Below are 23,747 nucleotides of genomic sequence, written 5' to 3'. Positions count from 1 at the left end.
AGGTATTAATTATGTATCAAGTGGTAAAAGTTCTTAACAATAATGTGTGTATGGCAAAAGATGATAAAAGTGTGGAATGCGTAGTCATTGGAAAAGGCATAGGATTTGGCAAAAGACCAGGTGATATTATTGAAGAAGATAAATTAGAAAAAATATTTTATGTACAAGAAGATGTTAATAAAATTAAATTTTCTGAGTTAATGGAAGAGATAAGAGGAGATGTAATAGGGATTGCAGAAGAAATTATAGCGATGGCAGAAAAAATAAAAGGAAAGAAACTTAATGAGCATATACACATTGCACTTGCTGATCATATTGCTTTTGCAATTGAAAGAATAAATATGGGAATAGATATAAAAAATCCTTTTAATATGGAGATAAAAGCTTTATATAAAGATGATTACAATATTGCATTAAAAGCGTTAGAACTGATAAAGCAAAGGCTTAATATTTCACTACCCGAAGATGAAGCAGGCTTTATAGCACTTCATTTGCATGCTGCTGTAGAAAATGCTGATTTGTCAAATACTTTGAAAAATACTAGATTGATTTCTCAATTAGTGTCAATAATTGAAAATCAATTAGGAAAACATATTGATAGAGATTCGATTGATTATCTAAGACTTGTAACTCACCTGCGCTTTGCTATTGATAGGTTAGAAAAAAATACACCAATAGCAAATGAACTTTTAGCCTCGATAAAGAAAAAATTTAAGGGAGCTTATAAGATAGCAATGCAAGTCTCAAAAGTAATAGAAAATACATTAGGAAAAGAAGTTCCCGAAGAAGAAATAGGATATATTGCAATACACATTCAACGATTAATCAATACTATTTAGCAAACCCGAACTAAAATTAATTTTAGTTCGGGTTTTGCAATTTTGCATTGTAAAAATTGCAAAATACTATTGACTTTATAAATGGTTACATATAAAATATCTTATATAGAATTTTTGAAGGGGGAAGCTAAATGGCTCTTAAAAAGGGGAAGAAAGTCTATATTGTTGATACGACTTTAAGGGATGGAGAGCAAACTGCAGGAGTTGTGTTTGCAAATAACGAAAAAATCAGAATTGCACAAATGTTAGATGAAATTGGGATAGACCAATTAGAAGTAGGTATTCCCACAATGGGAGGAGACGAAAAAGAAACTGTTGCAAAAATTGCAAAGCTTGGATTGAATGCCAGCATAATGGCATGGAATAGAGCAGTAGTAAAAGATGTTCAAGAGTCTTTGGAATGTGGCGTTGATGCAGTTGCAATCTCTGTGTCTACTTCTGATATTCACATTGAGCATAAACTTAAAAAGACAAGACAATGGGTTTTGGACAATATGACAGAAGCAGTTAAATTCGCGAAAAAAGAAGGTGTATATGTTTCTGTAAACGCAGAAGATGCCTCTCGTACAGATATGGACTTTCTTATTGAATTTGCCAAATGTGCAAAACAGGCAGGAGCAGATCGTTTAAGATTTTGTGACACTGTAGGCTTTTTAGATCCCTTCAAAACTTACGACATGGTCAAAACAATAAAAGAAGCTGTTGATATTGATATTGAAATGCATACTCATAATGACTTTGGAATGGCCACTGCCAACGCTCTTGCGGGTATGAAAGCAGGAGCCAATTTTATAGGAGTTACTGTAAACGGCCTTGGAGAAAGAGCCGGAAATGCTGCTTTAGAAGAGGTTGTAATGGCATTAAAGCACGTCTATAAAATAGATTTAGGAATAGATACAACTAAGTTTAGGGAGATTTCCGAATATGTTGCTTTAGCCTCAGGAAGACAGTTGCCAGCATGGAAAGCTATAGTTGGAACAAATGTCTTTGCTCATGAGTCAGGTATTCATGTAGATGGTGCCCTTAAAAATCCTTACACATACGAAATATTTAACCCTGATGAAGTAGGCCTTGAAAGGCAGATTGTGATAGGCAAGCATTCTGGTACTGCAGCTCTTATTAATAAGTTTAAAGAATATGGCAGAGTTTTAACAGAAGAAGAAGCAAATCAGCTTTTGCCTCATGTAAGAAAATTAGCTATACAGCTTAAGAGGCCGCTTTTTGATAAAGAGCTGATGTACCTTTATGAGGATGTTATTAAAAATAGAGAAAAGGCTATATAAAATTATGTTACAGGAGTGAAGGCAATGAATCTTACGCAGAAAATATTATCTTCTCACCTTGTAGAAGGAGAAATGGTGAAAGGTCGAGAAATAGCAATTAAAATTGACCAAACTTTGACTCAAGACTCTACTGGTACCATGGCGTACCTACAATTAGAGGCTCTCGGTATCGATAGAGTAAAAACTGAGCTTTCTGTTGCTTACATTGACCACAATACATTACAGCAAGGTCCTGAAAACGCGGATGACCACAGATATATTCAGACTGTTGCAGCAAAATATGGCATATATTTTTCAAGGCCTGGCAATGGAATCTGCCATCAAGTACATTGCGAAAGATTCGGAAGGCCTGGGAAAACTCTTTTAGGTTCTGATAGCCATACGCCAACAGCAGGTGGGTTAGGAATGTTAGCTATAGGAGCAGGAGGATTAGATGTTGCTTTGGCTATGGCGGGAGAGCCTTACAGAATTATTATGCCTTCCATTGTAAATGTGAGACTTACTGGGAAGCTTAGACCTTGGGTATCCGCAAAGGATGTAATATTAGAGCTTTTAAGAAGACTTACAGTAAAAGGTGGAGTTGGGAAGATTTTCGAATACTCGGGAGATGGGGTAAAAACTCTATCAGTACCCGAAAGAGCTACAATTGCCAATATGGGAGCAGAGTTAGGAGCTACTACTTCAATTTTTCCCTCAGATGAAAGGACTTATGAATTTTTAAAAGCCCAAGGAAGAGAAAATGCATTTGTGCCTTTGGCTGCTGATGAAGATGCAGAATATGATGAGGTCATTGAAATAAACCTTGATGAACTGGAACCATTAGTAGCACTCCCTCATAGTCCTGATAATGTTGTAAAAGTTAAAGATGCAGGAAGACCAAAAGTTGACCAAGTTGCTATAGGGTCATGTACAAATTCCTCTTATGCTGATTTAATGAAAGTTGCTTCCATATTGAGAGGTAAAGTTATTCCAGAACATGTAAGCCTTGTAATTGCTCCGGGTTCAAGACAAGTTCTTAATATGCTAGCAAAAAATGGTGCGCTTTCTGACTTAATCTCAGCAGGTGCGAGAATATTGGAAAGTGCTTGTGGTCCCTGCATTGGCATGGGTCAAGCTCCTGCAACAGGGGCAATTTCTGTAAGAACCTTTAATAGAAACTTTTATGGTAGAAGTGGTACTAAGTCAGCATCAGTGTATCTTGTAAGCCCTGAAGTTGCTGCTGCTGCGGCTTTGACAGGTTATTTAATTGATCCTAGAGAATTAGGAGAAGCCCCTGAAGTCCCCTATGTAGAAAAGTTTGAAATAAATGATAACATGATTGTTAAACCACCGGAGGATAGAGAAAAAGTTGAAGTAATAAAAGGTCCTAATATAAAGCCATTTCCTCTTAACACTCCTCTTTCTGATATAGAAAAGAGGGTGCTAATTAAAGTAGGAGATGACATAACTACAGACCATATAATGCCTTCAAATGCTAAGTTGTTGCCATTAAGGTCTAATATTCCTGAACTTTCGAAACACTGCTTTGAGATAATAGATGAAAACTTTTCGAAAAGGGCGATTGAATGGGGCGGTGGTATAATTGTCGGTGGGGTAAATTACGGACAAGGTTCAAGCCGAGAGCACGCAGCATTGGCTCCGCTTTACTTAGGAGTAAAGGCTGTTATAGCAAAGTCATTTGCAAGAATACACAAAGCAAACCTTATAAATAGTGGAATTCTTCCTCTTACTTTTGTAGATGAAAAAGATTATGAAACATTGAGGTTGGGGATGTTTTAAAGATAGAAAATGCAGTAGAACAAGTAAAAAGAGGCGGCAGGATAACAGTAAAAAACCAAACGAAAGGCACAACTTTTGAAGTAAATCTTGATGTTTCAGATAGAAACAGAGAAGTACTCATAGCAGGCGGAATGATAAATTATGTAAAAAGTAAAAATAAAACAAATTAAGGCACTTACTATAAAGTAGGTGCCTTAATTTGTAATGAATTATTTGTTTACAGGTTTATTGTTTTCATCTACAAATATTACTTTAGGCTTATAATTTTTGCTTCCTCATCATCTATTATTGCGTAAGATATTATGATGATTATGTCGCCTACCTGACATAGTCTTGCTGCTGCACCGTTTATGCATATTGTACCTGAGCCTCTTTCGCCTTCTATTGCATAAGTGTCAAATCTTGCACCGTTGTTGATGCTTAAAACTTGTACTTTTTCATTTGGCAGTATATCAGCAAGTTCCATTAAATCTTTATCAATGGTTATAGAGCCTTGATAATTTAAATTTGTCTCCGTTACAATTGCTCTGTGTATTTTTGATTTCATCATAAACCTTTGCATTATATATTTTCCCCCCACAATAGATTATCTATAAGCCTTGTTGTCCCAATAAAGCAAGCTATTGCAATAAGTGCTTTATCTTTTATATAAGTTAAGTCTTTTAATGTATCAGGATGAACGCAGGAGACATATTGGACTTTGCATAAAGGTTCTGAGTTTAAGACTTCCTCTACTTTTTTTATTATAGTATTAGCATTTCTTTCGCCATCTAAAAGTAATTTTTCAGCTTCTTTTAAAGATTTCGAAAGTATTGTGGCGGCTTTTCTTTCTTCAGGATTTAGATATACATTTCTTGAGCTCATTGCTAAACCGTCACTTTCCCTTACAATAGGCGCTTTGATTATTTCTACAGGGAAATTTAAGTCTTCTACCATTTTCTTTATTACTGCAACTTGTTGGGCGTCTTTTTGTCCGAAAACTGCGATGTCAGGTGTGAAAATGTTAAATAATTTTGCCACAACTGTTGTGACGCCTTTAAAATGACCGGGCCTGAAAGCTCCGCAAAGTTTTTCAGTAATTTTATCTACATTTACTGTTGTGAGAAGTTCAGAAGGATACATTTCCTCTACAGAAGGAGCAAAAACAAGGTTACATCCTTCTTTTTTAAGAAGTTTTAAATCCCTTTCCAAGTCTCGAGGATATCTATCAAAGTCTTCATTAGGTCCGAATTGAATTGGATTTACAAATATGCTTACAGCTACAAAATCTGAATGCTTTTTTGCAATTCTTACGAGGGACAAATGGCCCTCGTGCAAATATCCCATTGTAGGTACAAGTCCAATTTTTTTACCTGATAGTTTTTGTTCTTTAATTATATTTTTTACATCACTAATTTTATCTGTTACTATCATTTATTCTCCCTCTTTTCTAAAGTAAAAGAATGTTCTTCATCTGGGAATAGACCTTGTTGTACTTCTTTAATGTAGGCATTTATGCCCTCTATCATTATTTTTTCAATATTAGCGTATTGTTTTACAAATTTAGGCCTATGACCTTGAGTTATTCCCAACATGTCGTGGGTGACGAGGATTTGGCCATCGCAGTAAGGACCTGCTCCTATTCCAATAGTTGGAACTGAAATATTTTCTGCAATGTCTTTTGCAAGCTCCATTGGGATGCTTTCAAGCACCAGGCACATATGCCAGCTTGTTCTAATATTTTTGCATCGTTAAAAATTTTTTTGGCTTTCTCTTTTTCTTTGCCTTGGACTTTATATCCTCCCAATTGATGTACTGATTGAGGAGTGAGACCGAGATGACCTACCACTGGTATTCCTGCATCTACTATGGCTTTGACTATTGAAGCTATTTCTTCTCCACCCTCCAACTTTACAGCGTGAGCTCCGCCTTCTGCAATAAGCTTTGCAGCATTAGTCATAGCCTGTTCTTTTGATATGTGATATGACATGAAAGGCATGTCGGCAACTACAAAGGCACGATTTACTGCCTTAGATACTGCTTTTGTGTGATGTATCATGTCCTCCATTGTGACAGGTATTGTGCTTTGGTATCCTAAAACCACCATTCCGAGAGAATCTCCTACTAAAATCATGTCAATTCCGCAATTATCGAGGATTTTAGCTGTGGGAAAGTCATAAGCAGTTAAAGCTACAATCTTTCTTCCTTCTTTCTTAAATTTCTTTAGTGTGAGAGTTGTTACCTTTTCCTCCATTTAATATCCCCTCCAGTTTAAAATATTTTTCATCACTTAAATTTCCTTTTTTATAGGCTATATCAAGAGTTAATTTACCTAAACTTTTATAGAGTTCTTTAAGATTTGGATCTTTTATATTTTCAAGGTGAAGTTTTATAGTATTTATATCTCCTCTTGCTATAGGACCAGTCAAGGCTTTAGGTATTCCATTTTCTTTTATATTTTTTAAAGTTCCTTCCATTAGAGGAATTAGGGCCTCAGGATAATCTTCAAAAGGAAAGCCTGATTCTTTTAAAAGAAGCAAACTAAATTTTGAAAGTGCTACAAGGTAATTTGAGGCTACAACACAAGCAGCGTGATAAAGGGGTCTTACTACATTGTTTAAAACTATGTATTTACCTGATATTTTATTTACCATTTCTTTTCCAATTTCAACTGCTTTTTCATCTCCTTCTAAAGTGAAATAGGATTCTGGAAGAAGTTCTAAAGCTGCTGATACAGAGGGGCACGTTTGTATAGGATGCATTACCATGATAAAATTATTTTCATCTTTAAGAGGATTTAAAACTTCTAAATTTAAAGCTCCACTTAAGTGAGCAAAAATTTTTTCTTTAAGTATTTCTTTGTGTTGACTTAAATTGTTTACTACTTCTGGTATGCTACTGTCATTTGTACTTATTATGATTACATCAGCATTTGTAATAATCTCTTCATAATTATAAAAGGCTTTAGATTGTGTAAATTCAGCCGATTTTTTGGCTGATTCTAAATTTCTACTTAAAAAACCTGAGATATTAATACCCTTTTGGGATAACAAAAAAGCGAGGCTTGTTCCTACAACACCAGCCCCGATAAATCCAATTTTCAATAGTTTTCCCTCCTTTTAATTAAGACAAAAAACCTTCCACGGATGGGAAGGTAAATCTTCTTTATTTCCCGTCCCGGTCTTGTGATCCTGGCGGGGCCGAAATGAGCCTATTGAATTTTTATTAAGTGTGTGGTTCTATAAAGATACCACCACTTTTGGAATAATAGCACAATGGGATTTTGTAGTCAATAAAGACAATTACTATTCTAGCTTCCTTGCAAAAATGAGATACCCTGTGTGTCCTACCATTAAATCTTCTGGCCTTAACCTTTGAGGGTTTAATTTATATTTTCTAAGTATAATTTCACTGACTTCTGAAATATAAAAGCCAGCTTTTTCAAGTGCAGCCAAACTTTCAGATACTTGATTTGTAGTGGGAACTAATATTCCTAGGTGTCCTGCAGGTTTTAGCGCTTTCCTTACTTCTTCTAAAACTTCCCACGGTTTTCTAACATCTAAGAAAAATGCGTCCAAGTCTCTTTCTTTGATTCCCTCATTTATAGATTTATTGTACATTATGACATTATCAAATTCCGAAAACTCCCTGAGATTTTTTTGCGCCAGTTTATAAAATTCTTCTCTTTGCTCATATGTATATACTCTTCCATAAGGCCCTAAAATACGAGAGAGGTATACAGTAAAAGCACCAGAACCAGTTCCAGCTTCACCTACTCTTTTGCCTGGAAAAATGTCAAGGCGCATCGCAATGTAATTTGCTTCTTTTGGATAGATAATTTGTGTTTGACGCTTTAAATAGTGCATTATATAATCAAATGTATCGCAGTTAAGTACATAATATTTTACTCCTTGTACTTCAAAGCTATTTCCAGGTTTTATTTGAGACAAGAATTCTGTGTCAATTTGACCTTTTGGAAGCCCAATTTTAGAGGGAGAAGATAGATCCACTACTTTTTTAAAATTGTCTGGTCCTATTATTACGCGTTTTGTAGTTATTGGTGATGTCATGGTTGTTCCCCCTTTCTTTTAAAAAGGTTTTTATGCCTATATATTATAACACATTGTTTTATAAAGTTACAGATTTAAAGGATATTTTCAAGAATAGGTTTTTCGTTTTGAGGTATATGCCTAATTAACATTTTAATAGCTTTAAGCTGTGCACTGCTTAGGTCTTTATTTTTCGTATCCACATAACTTTTTAGTTTTTCCATGTTTATTTCTATTTCATCAATTTCTCTATGCTCTATTAGCATTGCCCATTTTTTATTTATATTTTTCCATTCTTTTTCTACTGTTTTTATGTTTTTTTGTGCTTCTTCCCAATGCTCTTTTTCTATGTTTTGCTGCACTTTTGTTAACATTTTATTTAAATTTTCAGAGGTTTTATCAAGGTATTTAAAAGATATAATATCTAAAAGCACTATAAAAATAACGACAGATATCATCAAAGGAACTACATATCGCACATTTAATCTTCCTTTCTGTAAACAGTTAAAACTTTATTGGTGTCTAAAGAGGCAAAGAGTACTTCTTTGACATTTTGTATTTTCCACATTTTCAGCTGTTCATTTAGCCATTCCATATCAATACCTGCTTTCTGCATATTCTGATGCATAATTCTTCCGTCTATTATTATAGGAAGTGGTAATCCCTCGTATTGGGGAGTTAAATTTAGGTCTTGAGGAGTTACAGGCCTTTTGTCGCTCTTTGGTATAACGCTTAAACTGCCATTTGTTTCAAGTATTGCATATTCCACATCGGCTATATTAGGGTAACCTTTTACTCTTAATTCTTCCAAAAGGTCATTTATATTGTAGCGTTCTTTTTGAAGTTGAGACGTTAGGATTTTACCTTTTTCAATTAAAATAGTAGGTGTACCGCAAATTATAGCTCTTGCTCTTAAGCTTTTCATTGACAAGTAGGATAAAAAAAGTTGCGAAACTAAAAGGGTTAAAATAGGTATAATACCAGATAAAAGAGGAATTCCTTTATTTTGCATAGGAATTGCAACTAAGTCTGCTATCATGATTGCCACTACTAACTCATAGGGCTGAAGTTGACCTATTTGCTGTTTTCCTGAAATTCTCATAAATATTACTATAAGAGCGTATAAAATTAGGGTACGGAAAAATAATATTAGCATAATGTCACCCTTTCTAAGTCTTCATATATAGTATTGTTGAAGGACTTTGAAAATATTCATTTATATTTATTCTGCTCTTTTTCATAAAACTTTGTTAAGGAATTTTTTGGAATGTAAAATTTTCAATGATAACGTTTTATAACAATTTATGATATAGTATGTAAATTTACAAACTGTTATAATATAGATGAGGGATAAATAAAATATAGGGGTTGAAGTACTATGTATAAACTTTTTGTCACAGATGCTGATGGGAGTTTATTAAATAGCAATTCTGAAATTTCTGATAAAAATAAAGAAGCAATTAGAGAGGTGATTTCAAAGGGGGTAATTTTTACTATCGCAACTGGTCGTATGTTTTCTTCTATCCTTCCCTATGCCCTTAAACTTAATATTAATGCTCCAGTAATTTCTTATAATGGCGCTTTAATAAAAGATATTTATACTAAAAAAGTATATTATTACAATCCGATACAAACAGAGGACGCAATATTTGCGATAAGATTGTTAAAAGAAAGTGGATATCATATTAACCTCTATATTGATGATGAGCTATACGTGGAAAAAATAACTGATAGAGTAGAGTGGTACCTTTCTTTTAACAATGTTACTGTAAATGCGGTGGGCAATTTGGAGGAATTTCTTGAGAAGACGGGAAGCGTAACAGCTAAAATCTATGCGATAAATGATATTAAAAATCCCATTTCTATTGATGCACAAGTTTACGACGAAATTGCAAAAAGGTTGACTATTTCTACATCTGGAGGAGGACATTTAGAGATTAATGCAAAAGGAGTAAGCAAGGGTAATGCTTTAAAAACTCTTGCCAATATGTACAACATAAAAAGAGATCAGGTAGTGGCGGTTGGAGACAATCTAAATGACTTGTCAATGATAGAATATGCAGGACTAGGAGTGGCTATGGGAAACGCTCCTGACATTGTAAAGATAAAAGCAGATTATACAACTTTATCAAATGATGAAGATGGAGTTGCGCATGTAATAGATAAATTTTTCTTAAATAAAAAGTCAGTAGCTGTGTAGTAACCAGTTTAAACGAAAGGGAATAAAATATATTACCGCGAGGCGGTAATATATTTTTATTTTAGGTGATGACCATGGAAGGGATGGTTATAAAATTTATCAGTTTGGTTATTATATTTGTTGGGATTTTATATATGTTATTCTCTTTTTTGCCTCTATTTTGCGAAAAAGTACAAAAAATTGAGTTAAAGGAGGAATCAGTCAAAAAAAATACATGAAAATGAGTGAAAAAATCTATTGACAAAATTCCTATAAAAAAGTAAAATAACATAAAGCGAAAACGATTAATCCTGGGAGTGATTAAGATGAGTGCAACAATAAAAGATGTGGCGAGAGAAGCAAAAGTATCAATTGCTACGGTTTCGAGAGTGTTAAATAACAGTGCTGTCGTTACGGACGAGACAAGGCAAAAAGTATTAGAAGCTATAAAAAAGACTGGATACAAACCAAATGCATTGGCTCGTAGTTTAAAGATCCAAAAGACTCATACTATAGGCTTATAATTCCAGATATTTCTAGCACTTTCTATCCCGAAGTAGTTAGAGGGATAGAGGATATTGCTGCCATGTATAACTATAACATATTTTTGTGTAACACTGACCAAAAAGAGGAAAAGGAAATCAAATATATAGAAATATTGGGAGAAAAGCAGGTAGACGGGATTATATTTATGGGGGATATTGTAAGGGACAGTGTCATACAAACATTTAACGAATTTGGTGTACCGGTAGTACTGGCAGGTACTCAAGACAAAGATAAAAGATTTCCTAGTGTTATGATTGACAATGAAAAAGCTGCATACGATGCAGTCAAATACTTGATTTCTTTAGGACACAAAAAAATAGCTATGATTTCAGGGCCTATGAATGACCCGATAGGAGGTCTTCAAAGGATTGAGGGTTACAAAAAAGCTCTCCAAGAACATGGCATAAAATATGACCCTGATTTAGTAGTAGAAGGAGAATTTAAAACTCGGAAAGCGTATTTAGCTATGTTAAAGCTTTTGGAATACAAAGTAGATGCAGTATTTGCTGCATCAGATGATATGGCTGCTGCTGCTATAAACGCGATATTTGACTCAAATCTCAAAGTACCAGAAGATATCCATGTAGTGGGTTTTGACAATACTTATATTTCTACTATTTTTAAGCCGACAATTACTACAATACAACAGCCTGCTTATGATATAGGAGCTGTTAGCATGAGACTTTTAACAAAACTTTTAGCAAAAGAACCGATTGAAGAAATGCACGTTATTTTGCCTCATCAGTTGATTGTAAGAGAATCTACTGGTTTTGGAGAAGAAAAAATAGCCGTTAAGGCTATTTTTTTTGTAAATTATTATGTTATACTGGTGTTAGGAGGGAGGTTATATGGAAAGATTGTTGATTATAGACGATGAAGAGATGTTTGTAAAAGGTTTAAAACTTTCTTTAGAAGAAGAAGGCTTTGAAATTGATACTGCTTACGACGGAGAAGAAGGTCTTGACAAGGTTCGTTTGGGAAATTATGACCTAGTAATTTTAGATATTATGCTTCCTAAGTTAGATGGTTTTTCTGTGTGTAGAGAGATAAGAACTTTTTCAAATATACCAATAATTATGCTTACTGCAAGGGGAGAGGATGTTGACAGGATTGTGGGAATAGAAATAGGAGCCGATGATTATTTGGCGAAGCCTTTTAACACGAGAGAACTTATTGCGAGGATAAGAGCGCTTTTAAGAAGAGCTACAAATCCTTATACTAAGAAAAAAGACGAAATAAAAAGGGGAGAACTTTATATAAGTATTCCCGAAAGGGCAGTTTACAAAAGAGGAAAGAGAATTGAGCTTACCAATAAAGAATTTGAAATTTTAGTGTTGTTAGCATCTAATCCAGGAAAGGTTTATACAAAAGATAAATTGCTAGACTTGGTATGGGGATTTGATTTTTACGGTGATACAAATACTGTTACAGTGCATGTGAGAAAACTTAGAGAGAAAATTGAAGATGACCCTGCAAATCCTCAATATATTTTCACCAAATGGGGTGCAGGATACTATATGAAGTAAAGGTGATAAAATGAGTTTAAGGTGGAAAATTTTCTCTTTATATTTGACAATTTTAATAATTTCATTGGCATTAACAGGTCTTTATCTTTACCGTTACATTGAAGGGAGTTATTTAGAGAATGTCAGAGTCAATAATTTAATGCAAGCCAATATGGTATCTAATTTTGTATCAAGATTTGTAGGTACCGCTTCTTCTCATTTGATTGAGCCAACGATAATGGAGTATGCAAAACAAATAAATTCAAGAATACTTTTTACTAATATAAATGGAAAAGTATTGGTGGATTCTGCTTCCTCTAAAGAATTTGAAGGAAAAGTAATAAAGGATTACAACGATATAAAAGAGGCTTTAAATGGCAAGGGTTCTACAAGTATTCATGATATAAATGGTGTAGGTTGGGCGATGTATACTGCAGTCCCTGTTATAGCCAAAAACAATGTAGTAGGGGCAATACTTATATCTTCTTCTATAGATAACATAATAGGCCTTTTGAAATCTATAAAATATCGCATGATATATACTTTTACAGGTATTGGATTTTTAGTAAGCTTTTTAAGCCTTTTGGTGGCTTCTTATATTACCAATCCTTTAAAACGATTAACAGAAGCAGCAAATATTTTATCTCAAGGTAAATTGGACTATAAAGTCGAGGTAAAAAGCAATGATGAAATTGGGAAATTGGCTAATGCTTTTAATAAGATGAGTTTTAGTTTAGTGAAAATAGATGAAGAACGGAAAAGATTTGTTTCGGATGCTTCTCATGAACTAAAAACTCCTCTGGCATCTGTAAAAGCGTTGATAGAATCTTTAATAAATAGCAAAAACCAGGACATAACATTTTATAAAGAAATATTAAAGGATGTAAACGGCGAGCTGGATAGGATGACAAGATTGGTAAATGATTTATTGGAATTGGCGAGAATGGATAAAATTAAAGCAGTAAAAGTTAGAAAAAGTGAGATAAGCGAAATTATATTAGATGTAATAGAAAGTCTATTTCCTCTTGCAAAGACAAAAGATATAAATCTTAAATTTGAAGGTAAAAATAATGTTTTTGCAGAAGTTGATCCAGACAGGTTTTATAGGATGGTCTATAATATTGTAGAAAATGGAATAAAATATACTAATGAAGGTGGAAATGTGATGGTAAGCCTAGAAGAAGATGAAAACAATATTTACCTTGCTGTAGCAGATAATGGCATAGGTATAAGTGAAGAAAATCTTCCAAAGATATTCGAACGATTTACAAGAGTGGATACTGCAAGGTCTAAAAAAAGTGGAGGCTTTGGCTTAGGGCTTGCTATTGCTAAAGAGATAATAGATATTCATGAAGGCAAAGTCACAGTGGTAAGTAAAGTTGGAGAAGGAACCGTATTTAAAATTTCCCTTCCTAAAAAGAAAAGGGATTAAACTTTTTAATTATTTTTTTATGTTTATTTAATGTTTGTGTAACAAAAGTATAATAAGATTAAACCAAAGGGAGGGAATAAAAGTGAAAAGAATTGCTTTAGTATTGATAGTCATGTTTGTTTTGACGCTGGCGGGGTGCTTTGCGAAAGTTAATAACAGCGAAAAAAATAGTCCTATAAATCCCAAGCCTATAGTGCAAGACGTGTCGAAAGAGATTTCTCTTTATTTTTTAAATGATAAAATGAATGGCCTTATTTTAGAAAGGAGACTTATTTCTAAAGATGCTGATGTTTTAAAACAAGTTGTAGCTGAAATGATTAAAGGGCCAACGGATGAATATGCAAAACCGGTATTTCCTAATGGGACGAAGCTAATTTCTATAGAATTGCAGGAGGGAATTGCTTTTGTAAACTTTTCTAAGGAATTTTTACAGGACAGTGAAGATGAAGGGATAGACAAATTAAGAGTTGCTGCATTGGTAAATGCTTTGACTGATATACCCGGAGTCGAAAGCGTTCAAATACTAGTGGAAGGAAATAAAATTGATGCAGTAGGAAAATACAAAATAGGTTTAGATCCTTTAAAAAGAATGATATTGGTAGGGGATGTATACAATAACCCAGATAGGATAAAGAAACTACAAGAAAGAGCAGATTTAGGGAAAGAAACGTGGCGTTTTGACCCTATCCAACTTCTTAGGCAAGAAGGCGGAATAATAGGAATTGGAAGTGAAGATGAATTGACATTAAAAAATGAAAACAATGGTGTAGCTTATGTAGAGGCGATACACAACAATAAAATGTACAGTATAACATTAATTCAGCCTCTTGGTAAAGGGGACAACTATATTTGGGTTATTGACAATGTGAAGGCCAAATTTACTGAAATACCTGAAACGAATCCTGCTGAAGGAGAGACCTTTATATACGGTATAGTGAAGGCTATCGATTATGAAAACAGGATTATAACAATTGAAAGGGAATACCAGGATTCTCAGGATATGAAAAATCAAGTAGGGCCAGATATAAAAGTATTGCCTGATGCTATTATACATTTTCAGGCAAAAGTCGGCTATGACAGCCAAGGTGGATTTAAGTATGCAGAAAAAGATATTAACTTTGCAGAAATAAAAATAGGAGATGAGTTAGGTATAATATTAACCAAGGATAAAGAGGCGAGAGCTATAATAGTTTCAGATAGAAGCAATATATCTTATGAACCAAATATCAAAGTAGTTTCTCCAGTTAAAAATGATGTAGTGACAAGTCCTTTCAAAGTAATAGGTAAAGCGAGAGTATTTGAGGGAAATGTAAATATAAGGCTTGTTGACAGCAATGGCAATATTTTAAGTGAGACTGTTGTGCAAGCTACGGCTGGTGCTCCTTCTTGGGGAGATTTTGAAGCTATAATCTCTTACAAAGCTTTAAAAGAGCCTCAAAACGGCATTCTTCAGGTTTTCTCTCTAAGCCCTAAAGATGGTTCTGTACAAAACCTCGTTTCTGTTCCATTAAAACTTAAGTAAATTTAGCATCTCAAGGCAAGTTGGATGCTTTTAGCGATTACTTCGGCTATCTCAAATACAAACCCTAATCTTACTGAGTTTAAAAGAAATGAGTCGTAGACATCGACAATGCTACTATTGATACATCTCCTACAGAAGGAAGTATTTTCCCCACGCCTTTTCCAGGGTATAGTGGGGCTTTTTTTATTGAAATTTTTCCTATACTTTCTTTTCCTCCCAAGGAAGCATCTATAGCTATAATTTTACTGTTAGGATGTTTCTTTTTTATGTATTTTATGTTTTCTTCTAAGTTCATAGCGTGGATTGGAGACTTTAAAGTGCCATAAACATGATAAATTGGTGGAAGTGATTTTATCAGTAGATTTCCTACGATAGGTCCTAAAGAATCACTTATAAATCTATCTGTACCAATACACAAAAAAATCGAATTAGGACTTAAACATGTACTTAAAAAATTTGATATGAAATAAATTGCATTTGAGTCGTCATATTTAAGCCTTAATTCTTCCATCTATAAGTAGCCTCCTTTACAAATAAATTGAATTAAAATTTTTATAACAAGAAATAATAAAAAATGCGTAATATTATGTGAAAGGAATGACTAATGTTGAAGAGGCTAAAATTTTATTTAGTTGTGGTTATTGTAATCGCTCTTTTCACTACTATGTTTATGTTTAAGACAAATTTTGAAGAACCTATTTATTTTTCTCAACAAAGTTTGTGGGAAAAAAATAAAGAACAACTTACAAAAGAAGAGAATAATAGTTGCAAAGAAGAACAACCTATTGATTCAAAAAAAGACAAAGAAAAAAAAGAAATGGCAAGGCTCGAAAACCAACAAAAAGAAGAAGCCTATGATTTAGAAAATAACAAAAAAACGCAAAAGGAAAATAGTAATGATGATAGAGTGATAGTTACTTTAGAAAAGATTTTACAAGTACGAAATGAGATGGATCCTTCACAAAAAGCTAGAGTAATAAATATTCTCCTTAAATTAGGAAAAGATGATATGAGCGAAATTATGAAAATGGCTCAAAAAGGCTTAACGCAAGAGGATAGTGATAAAATAATGGAAATATTAAAAAATAAGCTTTCCTCGGAAGAGATCAGCTACCTTGTAGAAATAGCAAATGAATATTTTGCAAAAAATAAACCCTTTCTTGAATTTAGAAAGGTTTATAAATTTAACAAAATTTATTTATTTATAAGATTTTTAAACTGATAATTTACTTCTTTGCCATTTACCATTATAGAAATAAAACCAAAGTCATTGTATATATCATTTGTGTTTCCTTCTACGTCTGTTCCATAAGTCGTGATGTATCTTATTTCATCATTTAAAGTAGTGTAAAATTTGCTTTTGCCGTTGTATATAATCCACACATTTTTACCTGTATTTTCTTTGAACTCTTTTAGAGTTTCTTCAAATAAAGTAGCTTCTTTAACGTCTTTGAAGCCATCGCTTCCCCATACTGGTTTGGGAAGTATGATAAAAAGGTTATCTCCTTTTACGTTGTTAAGCTGTTCTTTAAACCAACTCCATTGATTTTTATCCGGATTTAAAAGGCTTCCACTGCGATTGTTAAGCACAATAAATGTAGAATTATTATAATTATACATTGTGTATTTATCACCGGTTGTGATATATTTAACTTTTAGGTTTTTTAACACTTTTTCATTTACATCTCCTAAGAATATAGCCAATGGGTATTCCGCGTTTGCAATATCTGCTGCTTTTAAAGATATATGCAACTTCAAAAGGGTGTTATATTTAGTATCACCAAACACCATGAATTTAAAGGAATCATAAGTGTTTTTTACAATTACTTCTTTGTTATATGGGTCTATTTGCGTAAATTCTGTAACATGAGGAAGCACTGATGTGTCAAATTTTGAACCTTGCCCTACTTTAACAGGCAAAATAGCTTTTTCTCCCAGCACATTTGCGACAAGTGCACCGGTTACATCTAAATTAGATGAGACAAACATTCCATTTTTATCTATATTTCCAACGTTATTATAAACCTCCCAAGTAATATCTTGCGGCTCTATTAAGGCCCTATAGCCTTTTATATTCTTTGCAGTGACTGTTATAGGTATGCTTTTGTTTTTATCAATGACTATATTAGCTGGATTAAAACGTATGTCTACAGGTTTGTCAAGTGAAGTTATCTTGATAGTCCCAATAGCATTTCCTACTCTTGCAGTTATAACACCTTCTCCTACGCTTGTTGGCATAAAAGTATTACCACTAAATACTCCTGTGATTCCATTTACTGAAAACAAAACTTCTTCTGGATTAATTGTGACAGGGTTGTAATTTTTATCGTATCCTTTTACGGTAATTGTCCTATGAAGTCCTTTAAAAACGTTAGTATCTGATGCTTCTAATTTTAAGGCATATAGATTACCTTGAGGTGCTGTATTAAATATTCCTATTCCGTTTGCTACTTTTCGTTCATAGCCTTCAGGAGGATGGTTCGCAAGCTTAGCTTCAGTATCTCCCAAAGGCCTTACAGCCATCTGCGTGGACCCGCCGCCATCTAAATTCAAAGCATCATATGCACCTAAAGATATCATTAAATTTGCCATTTCTTGCTGTGTCATTCCGCGGGTTGAAGAGCCGTCAACAGTTGCAATAATCAAATATTTTTTGTCTTGAGTATAGCCTATTGCCGATCTTGCCGTATAGCCTTTTATTTCATGGGTAAAAGGTGCAATTTTTCCATCTTTTACAAGAATTGTACCGCCACTTACAGCCATTTTAAGATTTTCAAAAGGCGGATTTGTCCTTATATCTTTTTGTATTACATCTCCTGGCTTTAAAGTGAGTAAATTTTGTCCTACATAGCCTGCACCAGCTAACACATATCCGTCCTGCGGTATTTCGACAGGAGCTGTCCTTGCCTTACTTCTAATACCCTGTCGTTACCATCCACGACGACTTCTACTAACTGAGGTACATTTTCATTTGCTCCTGGAGATGTTGAAAACCAGTCCCTTGTGTACATCACTAAATACTCAAAGGTACTGCTTATTTTATTTATTGCGGCAAGAGGAAGTTTTGTGCCGTTTGGAAGAGTAACGGACATGCTTTTTGACCAATATTCTATTGAAGGTATGCCATTTGCGTCAATAGAAAAAGTAGCTAACTTTCCTATATTTGAAGGGTCTGTTATTAACCTTCCATCTTTTACTGTTGCCCCTATTACAAATCCTGTTGTTGTATCGAAGAAATCACCATTTACAGAAGCTACAGCACCATAAGTATTTGCCATGTCTCGCACAGACATTCTGTTTTTTATGCCCGAAGGATTGAAAATCACCGATACATCAGTATATTTATCAGTTAAATCTACTTTTAGTACATTTACATTTATCCATCCTTCAGTTGTAAAATAGACTATATTTTTATGTACAACTCCTTTGCTTAAATTTTGCGTAAATTCTTTTCTGTCAAGGATTGTATATGTATTGGCCTTTACATTTTGAGTTGGAAAGGTTAAAAGCAGTAGAAGAATGCTAACACCTAAAGATAGAATTTTTTTAATGTTCAATTATATCCCTCCCGTTGTTTTTTATTATGTTTTACATATGTTTTCTTTTACTAGTTAATTGTACCATTGTATTATTACAGGTGTATTACAAAAGCATAAATATTCGTCTAACAATTATTATTTACCGAGTGAATAAAGTTGAAACAATTAATTTTTAAAGCGTATAATAGAGATTTTGAAAGTATAGTTAAAAAAATTAAAGTATACAGAGGATAAATAGCCAAAATAGTCGTTTTTAATGAGTTATGCCTATTGTGAAATTTCATTTTTTCTATTATAATTTATTTCGTCACTGGTGTCGGGATGTGGCGCAGTTGGTAGCGCACGTGCTTTGGGAGCATGGGGTCGGGGGTTCAAGTCCCTCCATCCCGACCATTGTGGTCGTATAGCTCAGCTGGGAGAGCACCTGCCTTACAAGCAGGGGGTCATAGGTTCGAGTCCTATTGCGACCACCATTTTTAAAAATTCAATACTGTGGAGGGATACCCAAGTGGCCAAAGGGGGCAGACTGTAAATCTGTTGGCTGACGCCTTCGATGGTTCGAATCCATCTCCCTCCACCATGGAAAAAGAAGACCGAAAGGTCTTTTTTTATTTTCTCCTTTAAATGTCTTGACATGGTAAAAAAATGTAGTATAATATTATTTGAAGGAGAAAATTATTATTTATTAATAAAAATTTAATGAAGGAGGAACCTTTTATGAGAGAAATGACAAAACATAATCTTGGAGAAGCCTATGCTGGTGAAAGCCAAGCCCACATGAGGTATCAAATTTTGCGGATGTGGCCGAAAAAGAAGGAAAACCTAATATTGCAAGACTTTTCAGAGCTATTTCTTATGCTGATTGGTACATGCTACAAATCACTACAAGACTCTTGGAGAAGTTGGAAATACTGTTGAAAATCTTGAAAAAGCTATAGAAGGCGAAACATTTGAAGTAGAAGAAATGTATCCTGCTTATAACGCTGTTGCAGAGCTGCAGGAAGAGGCTAGTGCTAAAAAAAGCATCCATTATGCTATAGAAGCAGAAAAAATACACGCAAAATTGTATACTGAGGCAAAAGAAGCTGCCTTAAAAGGAGAAGACATTAAAATATCAAAAGTTTACATATGTCCTGTATGTGGTTATACAACAGTTGATGTGTTACCTGAAAAGTGCCCTATTTGCGGCGTGCCAAAAGAGAAATTTGTGGAATTCTAAAAGAGCGTGCTTTTTGCATGCTCTTTTTTTAGATGCTAATTTATAATAAGACCAAGGAAAATAAAAGTCAACACCAAGTTTTAACCTATATTTTTAGATGGAAACTTCAAGGTTCTGCTTCATTTTCACTAGAGAGAAATGCAGCAGCCCTCATTATTTTAAAAAATCTTGATGGCATAATCGAAGTATGTTATAAATAATACTGTAATTTACTTTAATTTGCTTTTTAGTATTAGTTTTTTATAGGGGGTTTTGAAAATGACAATAATATTTGTTGGGAAAAACAATCAAGTTACCATAAAAGGGGCAAAAAGTGTAGAAAAGCTTGCAAAAGAGTTGAATATAAGCTTAGAGTCACATGTTTTTGTCAAAAATGGAGAGATTGTTACTCCAGATGAAATTCTTCAAGATGAGGATACAGTGGAAGTAATATCAGTGATCTCTGGTGGTTAATAGAAAGGGGATTTGATAATTGAAGTGTGTAAGATGCAAAAAAAAGGCTGTTATTGTTCTAAGGAGACATAATGCAGCTTTTTGTGCTGATTGCTTTTTACATTATTACAAGAATCAAGTTTTAAAAAACATCCGAAAAAATAGGATGTTTGAAAAAGGCGAAAAGGTTTTAGTAGTAGTCTCTGGTGGTAAAGACAGCATGGCTCTTTGGGATATTTTAGTTAAGGAAGGCTACAATGTGGTTGCGATGTATATAAATCTTGGAATTGGAGAATATTCAAACAGGTCGCAAGAGGTTGTTGAGAAATTTGCAAAGGAGAATAACCTTCCACTTATTGTAAAAAACATCAAAAAAGAGTTTGGGCTTGATATATATAAGCTTTCAAAGACTTTGAGACGGAGCCCTTGCTCTGTATGCGGGTCAATTAAAAGATATTTGTTCAACAAAGTGGCATATGACGGAGGTTTTTCAGCTGTTGCAACAGGTCACAATTTGGACGACGAGGCGGCAACACTTTTTGGCAATGTCTTGAACTGGGAAGAAGGGTACCTTGCAAGACAAGGGCCAGTACTACCTCAAACTCATCCAAAACTTATAAAGAAAGTAAAGCCACTTTATACTTTAACAGAGAGAGAAAACATGTACTATGTGCTTTTGAATAAGATTGAATTTTTGCATGAAGAGTGTCCTCATTCTGTTGGGGCACGTTCAATTCTCTATAAAGAAGTGCTAAACAAACTTGAAGAGGAAAGCCCTGGCACAAAGCAAAGGTTTTTAAGTGGCTTCCTTGAAAAGGGCAAAAAGCATTTTCAGGACGTTAGAGAAAGGCTTGAGCTAAAAGAATGTAAAAATTGCGGTCAGGTCACAACAACTGAGGAGTGCTCATTTTGTAGATTTGTGAGAATTTGTAACCAGCAATAGTAGACTTAGAATCAAAAAGGGCTGGTAGCTTTAAAAATCCGAAAAGTCCAGCCCTTTTCCCATGCAAGCGCCCAAAGAAAGATACCACAGATTTTTTACAATTTTTAGAATTTCACACTGAAAGTTGGCAGAATTGATTTTTGATTAAAGTCTGCCAAAGTTCGATTAGATTTTAAGGACTCATAGTTGAAGTTACAAACTGGGTAAGGGGTGTGAAAATGCATGAACTTATTTGACATGATGCTTAAAAACTATTTTGATGAAAAAATGCTTGAAAAACTTTCAAAAGTGAAAATTCTTATCATTGGTTGTGGCGGGCTTGGTTCAAATATTGCAGTAATGCTTGTAAGAAGCGGTATTAAAAACCTCACAATAGTTGATTTTGACAAGGTAGACATTTTAAACCTCAACAGGCAAAACTACTTTTTCTATCAAGTGGGAGAAGAAAAGGTGTCAGCACTTAAAGATATTCTTTCTAAAATAAACCCATCTGTGAATGTAAAAGCTAAAAACGTAAAAATTGATGAATCGAACCTAGATGAGCTAATCTTACAACATGATATAATTGTTGAAGCTGTTGACAATGAGCTTACAAAAACACTGATTTTTCGAAAAGCACATGAGCATAGTAAGAAAGTGGTTTTAGCCTCAGGGGTTGCGGGGTTTGGCGACTGCGAAAATATTAAAATAAAGCGTGGCAAGGGCTTTGCAATTATAGGCGATTTTGTGACATCAATTAATGAAAAAAAACCTTTTGCACCCAAGGTCATAGCGGTTGCTGCAATGCAGGCAGATGAAGTATTAAGGATAGTGAGTGAGCTTGAATAAAATATTGTCAAGAATTTTATTTCTGAGAAAAACTAACCTAACATGCTATAGATTTTTGACACCTTTATTACAAAAATATTTGACATAATAGATAAAGTGTGTTATAGTAGACATCAGAAAATTTAATAACACGCTCTTATCAAGAGAGGTGGAGGGAAAGAGCCCGATGAAACCCAGCAACCTGTCCTATAGGACAAGGTGCTAATTCTCTCAGAAGCATGCTTCTGAAAGATGAGGGTTTTGCCTCTTCTTTTGGAAGGGGTTTTATTTTGCTTTTAAGGAGGAATAAAGAGATAAAATGCGTAAACTGTTTACATCTGAATCGGTTACTGAGGGGCATCCTGATAAAATTTGTGACCAGATTTCGGACGCAATATTAGACGAAATTTTGAAAAAAGATCCGTATGCCAGAGTTGCTTGTGAAACTGCTGTAACTACTGGCTTAGTTTTAGTAATGGGTGAGATTACCACAGAATGTTATGTAGATATACCAAAAGTAGTAAGAAAGGTAATAGAAGATATTGGTTACACAAGAGCAAAATACGGCTTTGATGCTGATACTTGTGCAGTTATCACTTCTATTGATGAGCAATCTCCGGATATTGCCCTTGGTGTGGACAAGGCCTTAGAGGCTAAAAGAGGAGAACTTTCAAATTCAGAAATTGAAGCTATTGGAGCTGGAGATCAAGGCTTAATGTTTGGCTTTGCTTGTGATGAAACAGAAGAACTTATGCCTATGCCTATAATGCTGGCTCACAAGCTTGCGAGAAGACTTGCCGAAGTTAGAAAAAATGGAACATTAAGTTATTTAAGGCCAGACGGAAAGACTCAAGTAACGGTAGAATATGAAGATGACAGACCCGTCAGAGTAGATTCTGTTGTTGTCTCAGCTCAACATGCACCAGATATTGATTATAAGACTATTGAAAGAGATATTATTGAGCATGTGATAAAGGTAATTATTCCCGAAAATATGTTGGACGACAAAACAAAAATTTTTGTAAATCCAACCGGAAGATTTGTAATTGGTGGACCTCAAGGTGACAGCGGACTTACAGGGAGAAAAATTATTGTAGACACATATGGTGGATATGCAAGGCACGGGGGCGGAGCTTTTTCAGGTAAAGACCCGACAAAAGTTGATAGATCTGCAAGCTATGCTGCTAGATATGTGGCAAAAAATATTGTGGCAGCAGGACTTGCTAAGAAATGTGAAGTGCAATTGGCTTATGCGATAGGTGTTGCTACACCTCTGGAAATAGGTGTAGACACTTTTGGCACAGGAAAAATACCAGATGAAAAGATTTCGGAAATTGTAAAACAAGTTTTCGACTTAAGACCTGCAGCTATAATTAGGGATTTAGATTTGAGAAGACCTATTTATAGACAAGTTGCAGCTTATGGCCACTTTGGAAGACACGATTTGGACCTCCCATGGGAGAAAACAGACAAAGTAGATATATTAAAAAAATTAGCAGGAATATAAATTTGAAAGCCCGGATAAATCCGGGCTTATCGTTTTTATATATCTTTTTATGCTTTTTATGACATATAATATATGTTTTGGAAACGCTTCGCTACTTTAATTATACTACAAAAATTAAGAAAAAGAAATAAATTAACTTTAATTTGCTTTAAATATAAGGTAAAATTAAATAAAAGAGAAGAATTAA

The 23,747-nt window shown here is 34.2% G+C and carries 16 protein-coding genes, 3 tRNA genes, 7 pseudogenes and 1 riboswitch; of the genes and pseudogenes, 17 read left to right on the top strand and 9 right to left on the bottom strand.

The genetic code is table 11. The features are described 5' to 3' along the window. Positions 1 to 11 precede the first annotated feature (11 nt). The 3 genes and pseudogenes from glcT (at position 12) to JCM7501_RS02220 (ending at position 4,071) form a co-directional block, all read left to right on the top strand. Positions 12 to 839 (top strand): glucose PTS transporter transcription antiterminator GlcT, encoded by an 828-nt coding sequence (glcT, locus tag JCM7501_RS02230; RefSeq protein WP_028991841.1) that lies wholly within the window; start codon positions 12 to 14, stop codon positions 837 to 839. Positions 840 to 970: 131 nt separating this feature from the next. Beyond that, entirely contained in the window at positions 971 to 2,122 is a 1,152-nt protein-coding gene (gene nifV / locus JCM7501_RS02225) for a homocitrate synthase (RefSeq protein ID WP_028991840.1), read from the top strand. 24 nt (positions 2,123 to 2,146) lie between these two features. Continuing rightward, positions 2,147 to 4,071: pseudogene (locus JCM7501_RS02220) on the top strand (aconitate hydratase). Between the two features lie 39 nt (positions 4,072 to 4,110). On the opposite strand, the pseudogene panD reads toward JCM7501_RS02220, so the two are convergent. The 7 genes and pseudogenes from panD to JCM7501_RS02185 all read right to left on the bottom strand — a co-directional run bounded on the left by panD (position 4,111) and on the right by JCM7501_RS02185 (position 9,085). Next, positions 4,111 to 4,463: pseudogene (gene panD / locus JCM7501_RS02215) on the bottom strand (aspartate 1-decarboxylase). After that, positions 4,463 to 5,314: a pantoate--beta-alanine ligase gene (gene panC / locus JCM7501_RS02210; protein ID WP_028991837.1), complete on the bottom strand. Its 852-nt coding sequence runs from the start codon at positions 5,312 to 5,314 to the stop codon at positions 4,463 to 4,465. Before panC ends, panD begins: the two are co-directional and overlap by 1 nt. After that, positions 5,311 to 6,134 (bottom strand): annotated as a pseudogene (gene panB, locus JCM7501_RS02205) (3-methyl-2-oxobutanoate hydroxymethyltransferase). Before panB ends, panC begins: the two are co-directional and overlap by 4 nt. Next, positions 6,094 to 6,984, bottom strand: coding sequence for a Rossmann-like and DUF2520 domain-containing protein (locus JCM7501_RS02200; protein WP_028991835.1), 891 nt, complete (start codon positions 6,982 to 6,984; stop codon positions 6,094 to 6,096). Before JCM7501_RS02200 ends, panB begins: the two are co-directional and overlap by 41 nt. A 201-nt stretch (positions 6,985 to 7,185) precedes the next feature. Further along, positions 7,186 to 7,950, bottom strand: a complete 765-nt coding sequence (locus JCM7501_RS02195) for a tRNA (adenine-N1)-methyltransferase (RefSeq protein ID WP_013149883.1) — start codon at positions 7,948 to 7,950, stop codon at positions 7,186 to 7,188. A 74-nt stretch (positions 7,951 to 8,024) separates the two neighbouring features. Then, positions 8,025 to 8,408: a DUF4363 family protein gene (locus JCM7501_RS02190; protein WP_012994580.1), complete on the bottom strand. Its 384-nt coding sequence runs from the start codon at positions 8,406 to 8,408 to the stop codon at positions 8,025 to 8,027. 2 nt (positions 8,409 to 8,410) lie between these two features. Continuing rightward, positions 8,411 to 9,085, bottom strand: a complete 675-nt coding sequence (locus JCM7501_RS02185) for a YetF domain-containing protein (protein ID WP_012994581.1) — start codon at positions 9,083 to 9,085, stop codon at positions 8,411 to 8,413. Between the two features lie 222 nt (positions 9,086 to 9,307). Here JCM7501_RS02185 and JCM7501_RS02180 point away from each other — a divergent pair, with 222 nt between their 5' ends. From JCM7501_RS02180 to JCM7501_RS02160, 5 genes and pseudogenes are all read left to right on the top strand, one after another. Further along, positions 9,308 to 10,129, top strand: coding sequence for a Cof-type HAD-IIB family hydrolase (locus JCM7501_RS02180; protein ID WP_028991834.1), 822 nt, complete (start codon positions 9,308 to 9,310; stop codon positions 10,127 to 10,129). 305 nt (positions 10,130 to 10,434) lie between these two features. After that, positions 10,435 to 11,438 (top strand): annotated as a pseudogene (locus JCM7501_RS02175) (LacI family DNA-binding transcriptional regulator); the annotation flags it as partial. A 64-nt stretch (positions 11,439 to 11,502) separates the two neighbouring features. Continuing rightward, a complete protein-coding gene (locus tag JCM7501_RS02170; protein WP_028991833.1) occupies positions 11,503 to 12,180 on the top strand; it encodes a response regulator transcription factor in 678 nt (225 codons plus the stop codon). Between the two features lie 10 nt (positions 12,181 to 12,190). Then, complete coding sequence (locus JCM7501_RS02165) at positions 12,191 to 13,591, top strand: sensor histidine kinase (protein ID WP_028991832.1); 1,401 nt, start codon at positions 12,191 to 12,193, stop codon at positions 13,589 to 13,591. 82 nt (positions 13,592 to 13,673) lie between these two features. Further along, positions 13,674 to 15,113 (top strand): Gmad2 immunoglobulin-like domain-containing protein, encoded by a 1,440-nt coding sequence (locus JCM7501_RS02160; RefSeq protein WP_028991831.1) that lies wholly within the window; start codon positions 13,674 to 13,676, stop codon positions 15,111 to 15,113. Between the two features lie 2 nt (positions 15,114 to 15,115). Here the strand turns inward: JCM7501_RS02160 and yyaC are convergent. Beyond that, positions 15,116 to 15,624 (bottom strand): annotated as a pseudogene (yyaC, locus tag JCM7501_RS02155) (spore protease YyaC). A 93-nt stretch (positions 15,625 to 15,717) separates the two neighbouring features. Here yyaC and JCM7501_RS02150 point away from each other — a divergent pair. Beyond that, the gene (locus JCM7501_RS02150; protein ID WP_256201022.1) at positions 15,718 to 16,335 is read left to right on the top strand and encodes a hypothetical protein; all 618 of its coding nucleotides are present in this window, start codon (positions 15,718 to 15,720) and stop codon (positions 16,333 to 16,335) included. On the opposite strand, the pseudogene JCM7501_RS02145 reads toward JCM7501_RS02150, so the two are convergent. Then, a pseudogene (locus JCM7501_RS02145) lies at positions 16,308 to 18,670 on the bottom strand (phosphodiester glycosidase family protein). The gene JCM7501_RS02150 and the pseudogene JCM7501_RS02145 overlap by 28 nt on opposite strands. A 299-nt stretch (positions 18,671 to 18,969) precedes the next feature. Here JCM7501_RS02145 and JCM7501_RS02140 point away from each other — a divergent pair. The 8 genes and pseudogenes from JCM7501_RS02140 (at position 18,970) to metK (ending at position 23,560) form a co-directional block, all read left to right on the top strand. Beyond that, a tRNA-Pro gene (locus JCM7501_RS02140) sits at positions 18,970 to 19,045 on the top strand. Between the two features lie 4 nt (positions 19,046 to 19,049). After that, a tRNA-Val gene (locus JCM7501_RS02135) sits at positions 19,050 to 19,125 on the top strand. Between the two features lie 21 nt (positions 19,126 to 19,146). Then, positions 19,147 to 19,232: transfer RNA gene (locus JCM7501_RS02130), tRNA-Tyr, on the top strand. A 137-nt stretch (positions 19,233 to 19,369) separates the two neighbouring features. After that, a pseudogene (locus JCM7501_RS02125) lies at positions 19,370 to 19,871 on the top strand (rubrerythrin family protein). A 258-nt stretch (positions 19,872 to 20,129) separates the two neighbouring features. Beyond that, positions 20,130 to 20,324, top strand: a complete 195-nt coding sequence (locus JCM7501_RS02120) for a MoaD/ThiS family protein (RefSeq protein ID WP_012994591.1) — start codon at positions 20,130 to 20,132, stop codon at positions 20,322 to 20,324. A gap of 19 nt (positions 20,325 to 20,343) precedes the next feature. Continuing rightward, the gene (locus JCM7501_RS02115) at positions 20,344 to 21,246 is read left to right on the top strand and encodes a TIGR00269 family protein (protein ID WP_028991826.1); all 903 of its coding nucleotides are present in this window, start codon (positions 20,344 to 20,346) and stop codon (positions 21,244 to 21,246) included. A gap of 222 nt (positions 21,247 to 21,468) precedes the next feature. Beyond that, a complete protein-coding gene (gene thiF / locus JCM7501_RS02110) occupies positions 21,469 to 22,074 on the top strand; it encodes a sulfur carrier protein ThiS adenylyltransferase ThiF (protein WP_028991825.1) in 606 nt (201 codons plus the stop codon). Between the two features lie 133 nt (positions 22,075 to 22,207). Next, a riboswitch (SAM riboswitch) is annotated at positions 22,208 to 22,312 on the top strand. A 60-nt stretch (positions 22,313 to 22,372) separates the two neighbouring features. Then, on the top strand, positions 22,373 to 23,560 hold the full coding sequence (gene metK / locus JCM7501_RS02105) for a methionine adenosyltransferase (RefSeq protein ID WP_013149893.1): 1,188 nt from the start codon (positions 22,373 to 22,375) through the stop codon (positions 23,558 to 23,560). The last annotated feature ends 187 nt before the right edge of the window (positions 23,561 to 23,747 follow it).

It is taken from the genome of Thermoanaerobacter thermocopriae JCM 7501 (genome assembly GCF_001310975.1).
Classification (GTDB): Bacteria; Bacillota; Thermoanaerobacteria; order Thermoanaerobacterales; family Thermoanaerobacteraceae; genus Thermoanaerobacter; species Thermoanaerobacter thermocopriae.
The sequence above is the reverse complement of the archived record's forward strand: the minus strand, read 5'-3'. Positions and strand labels throughout refer to the sequence as shown.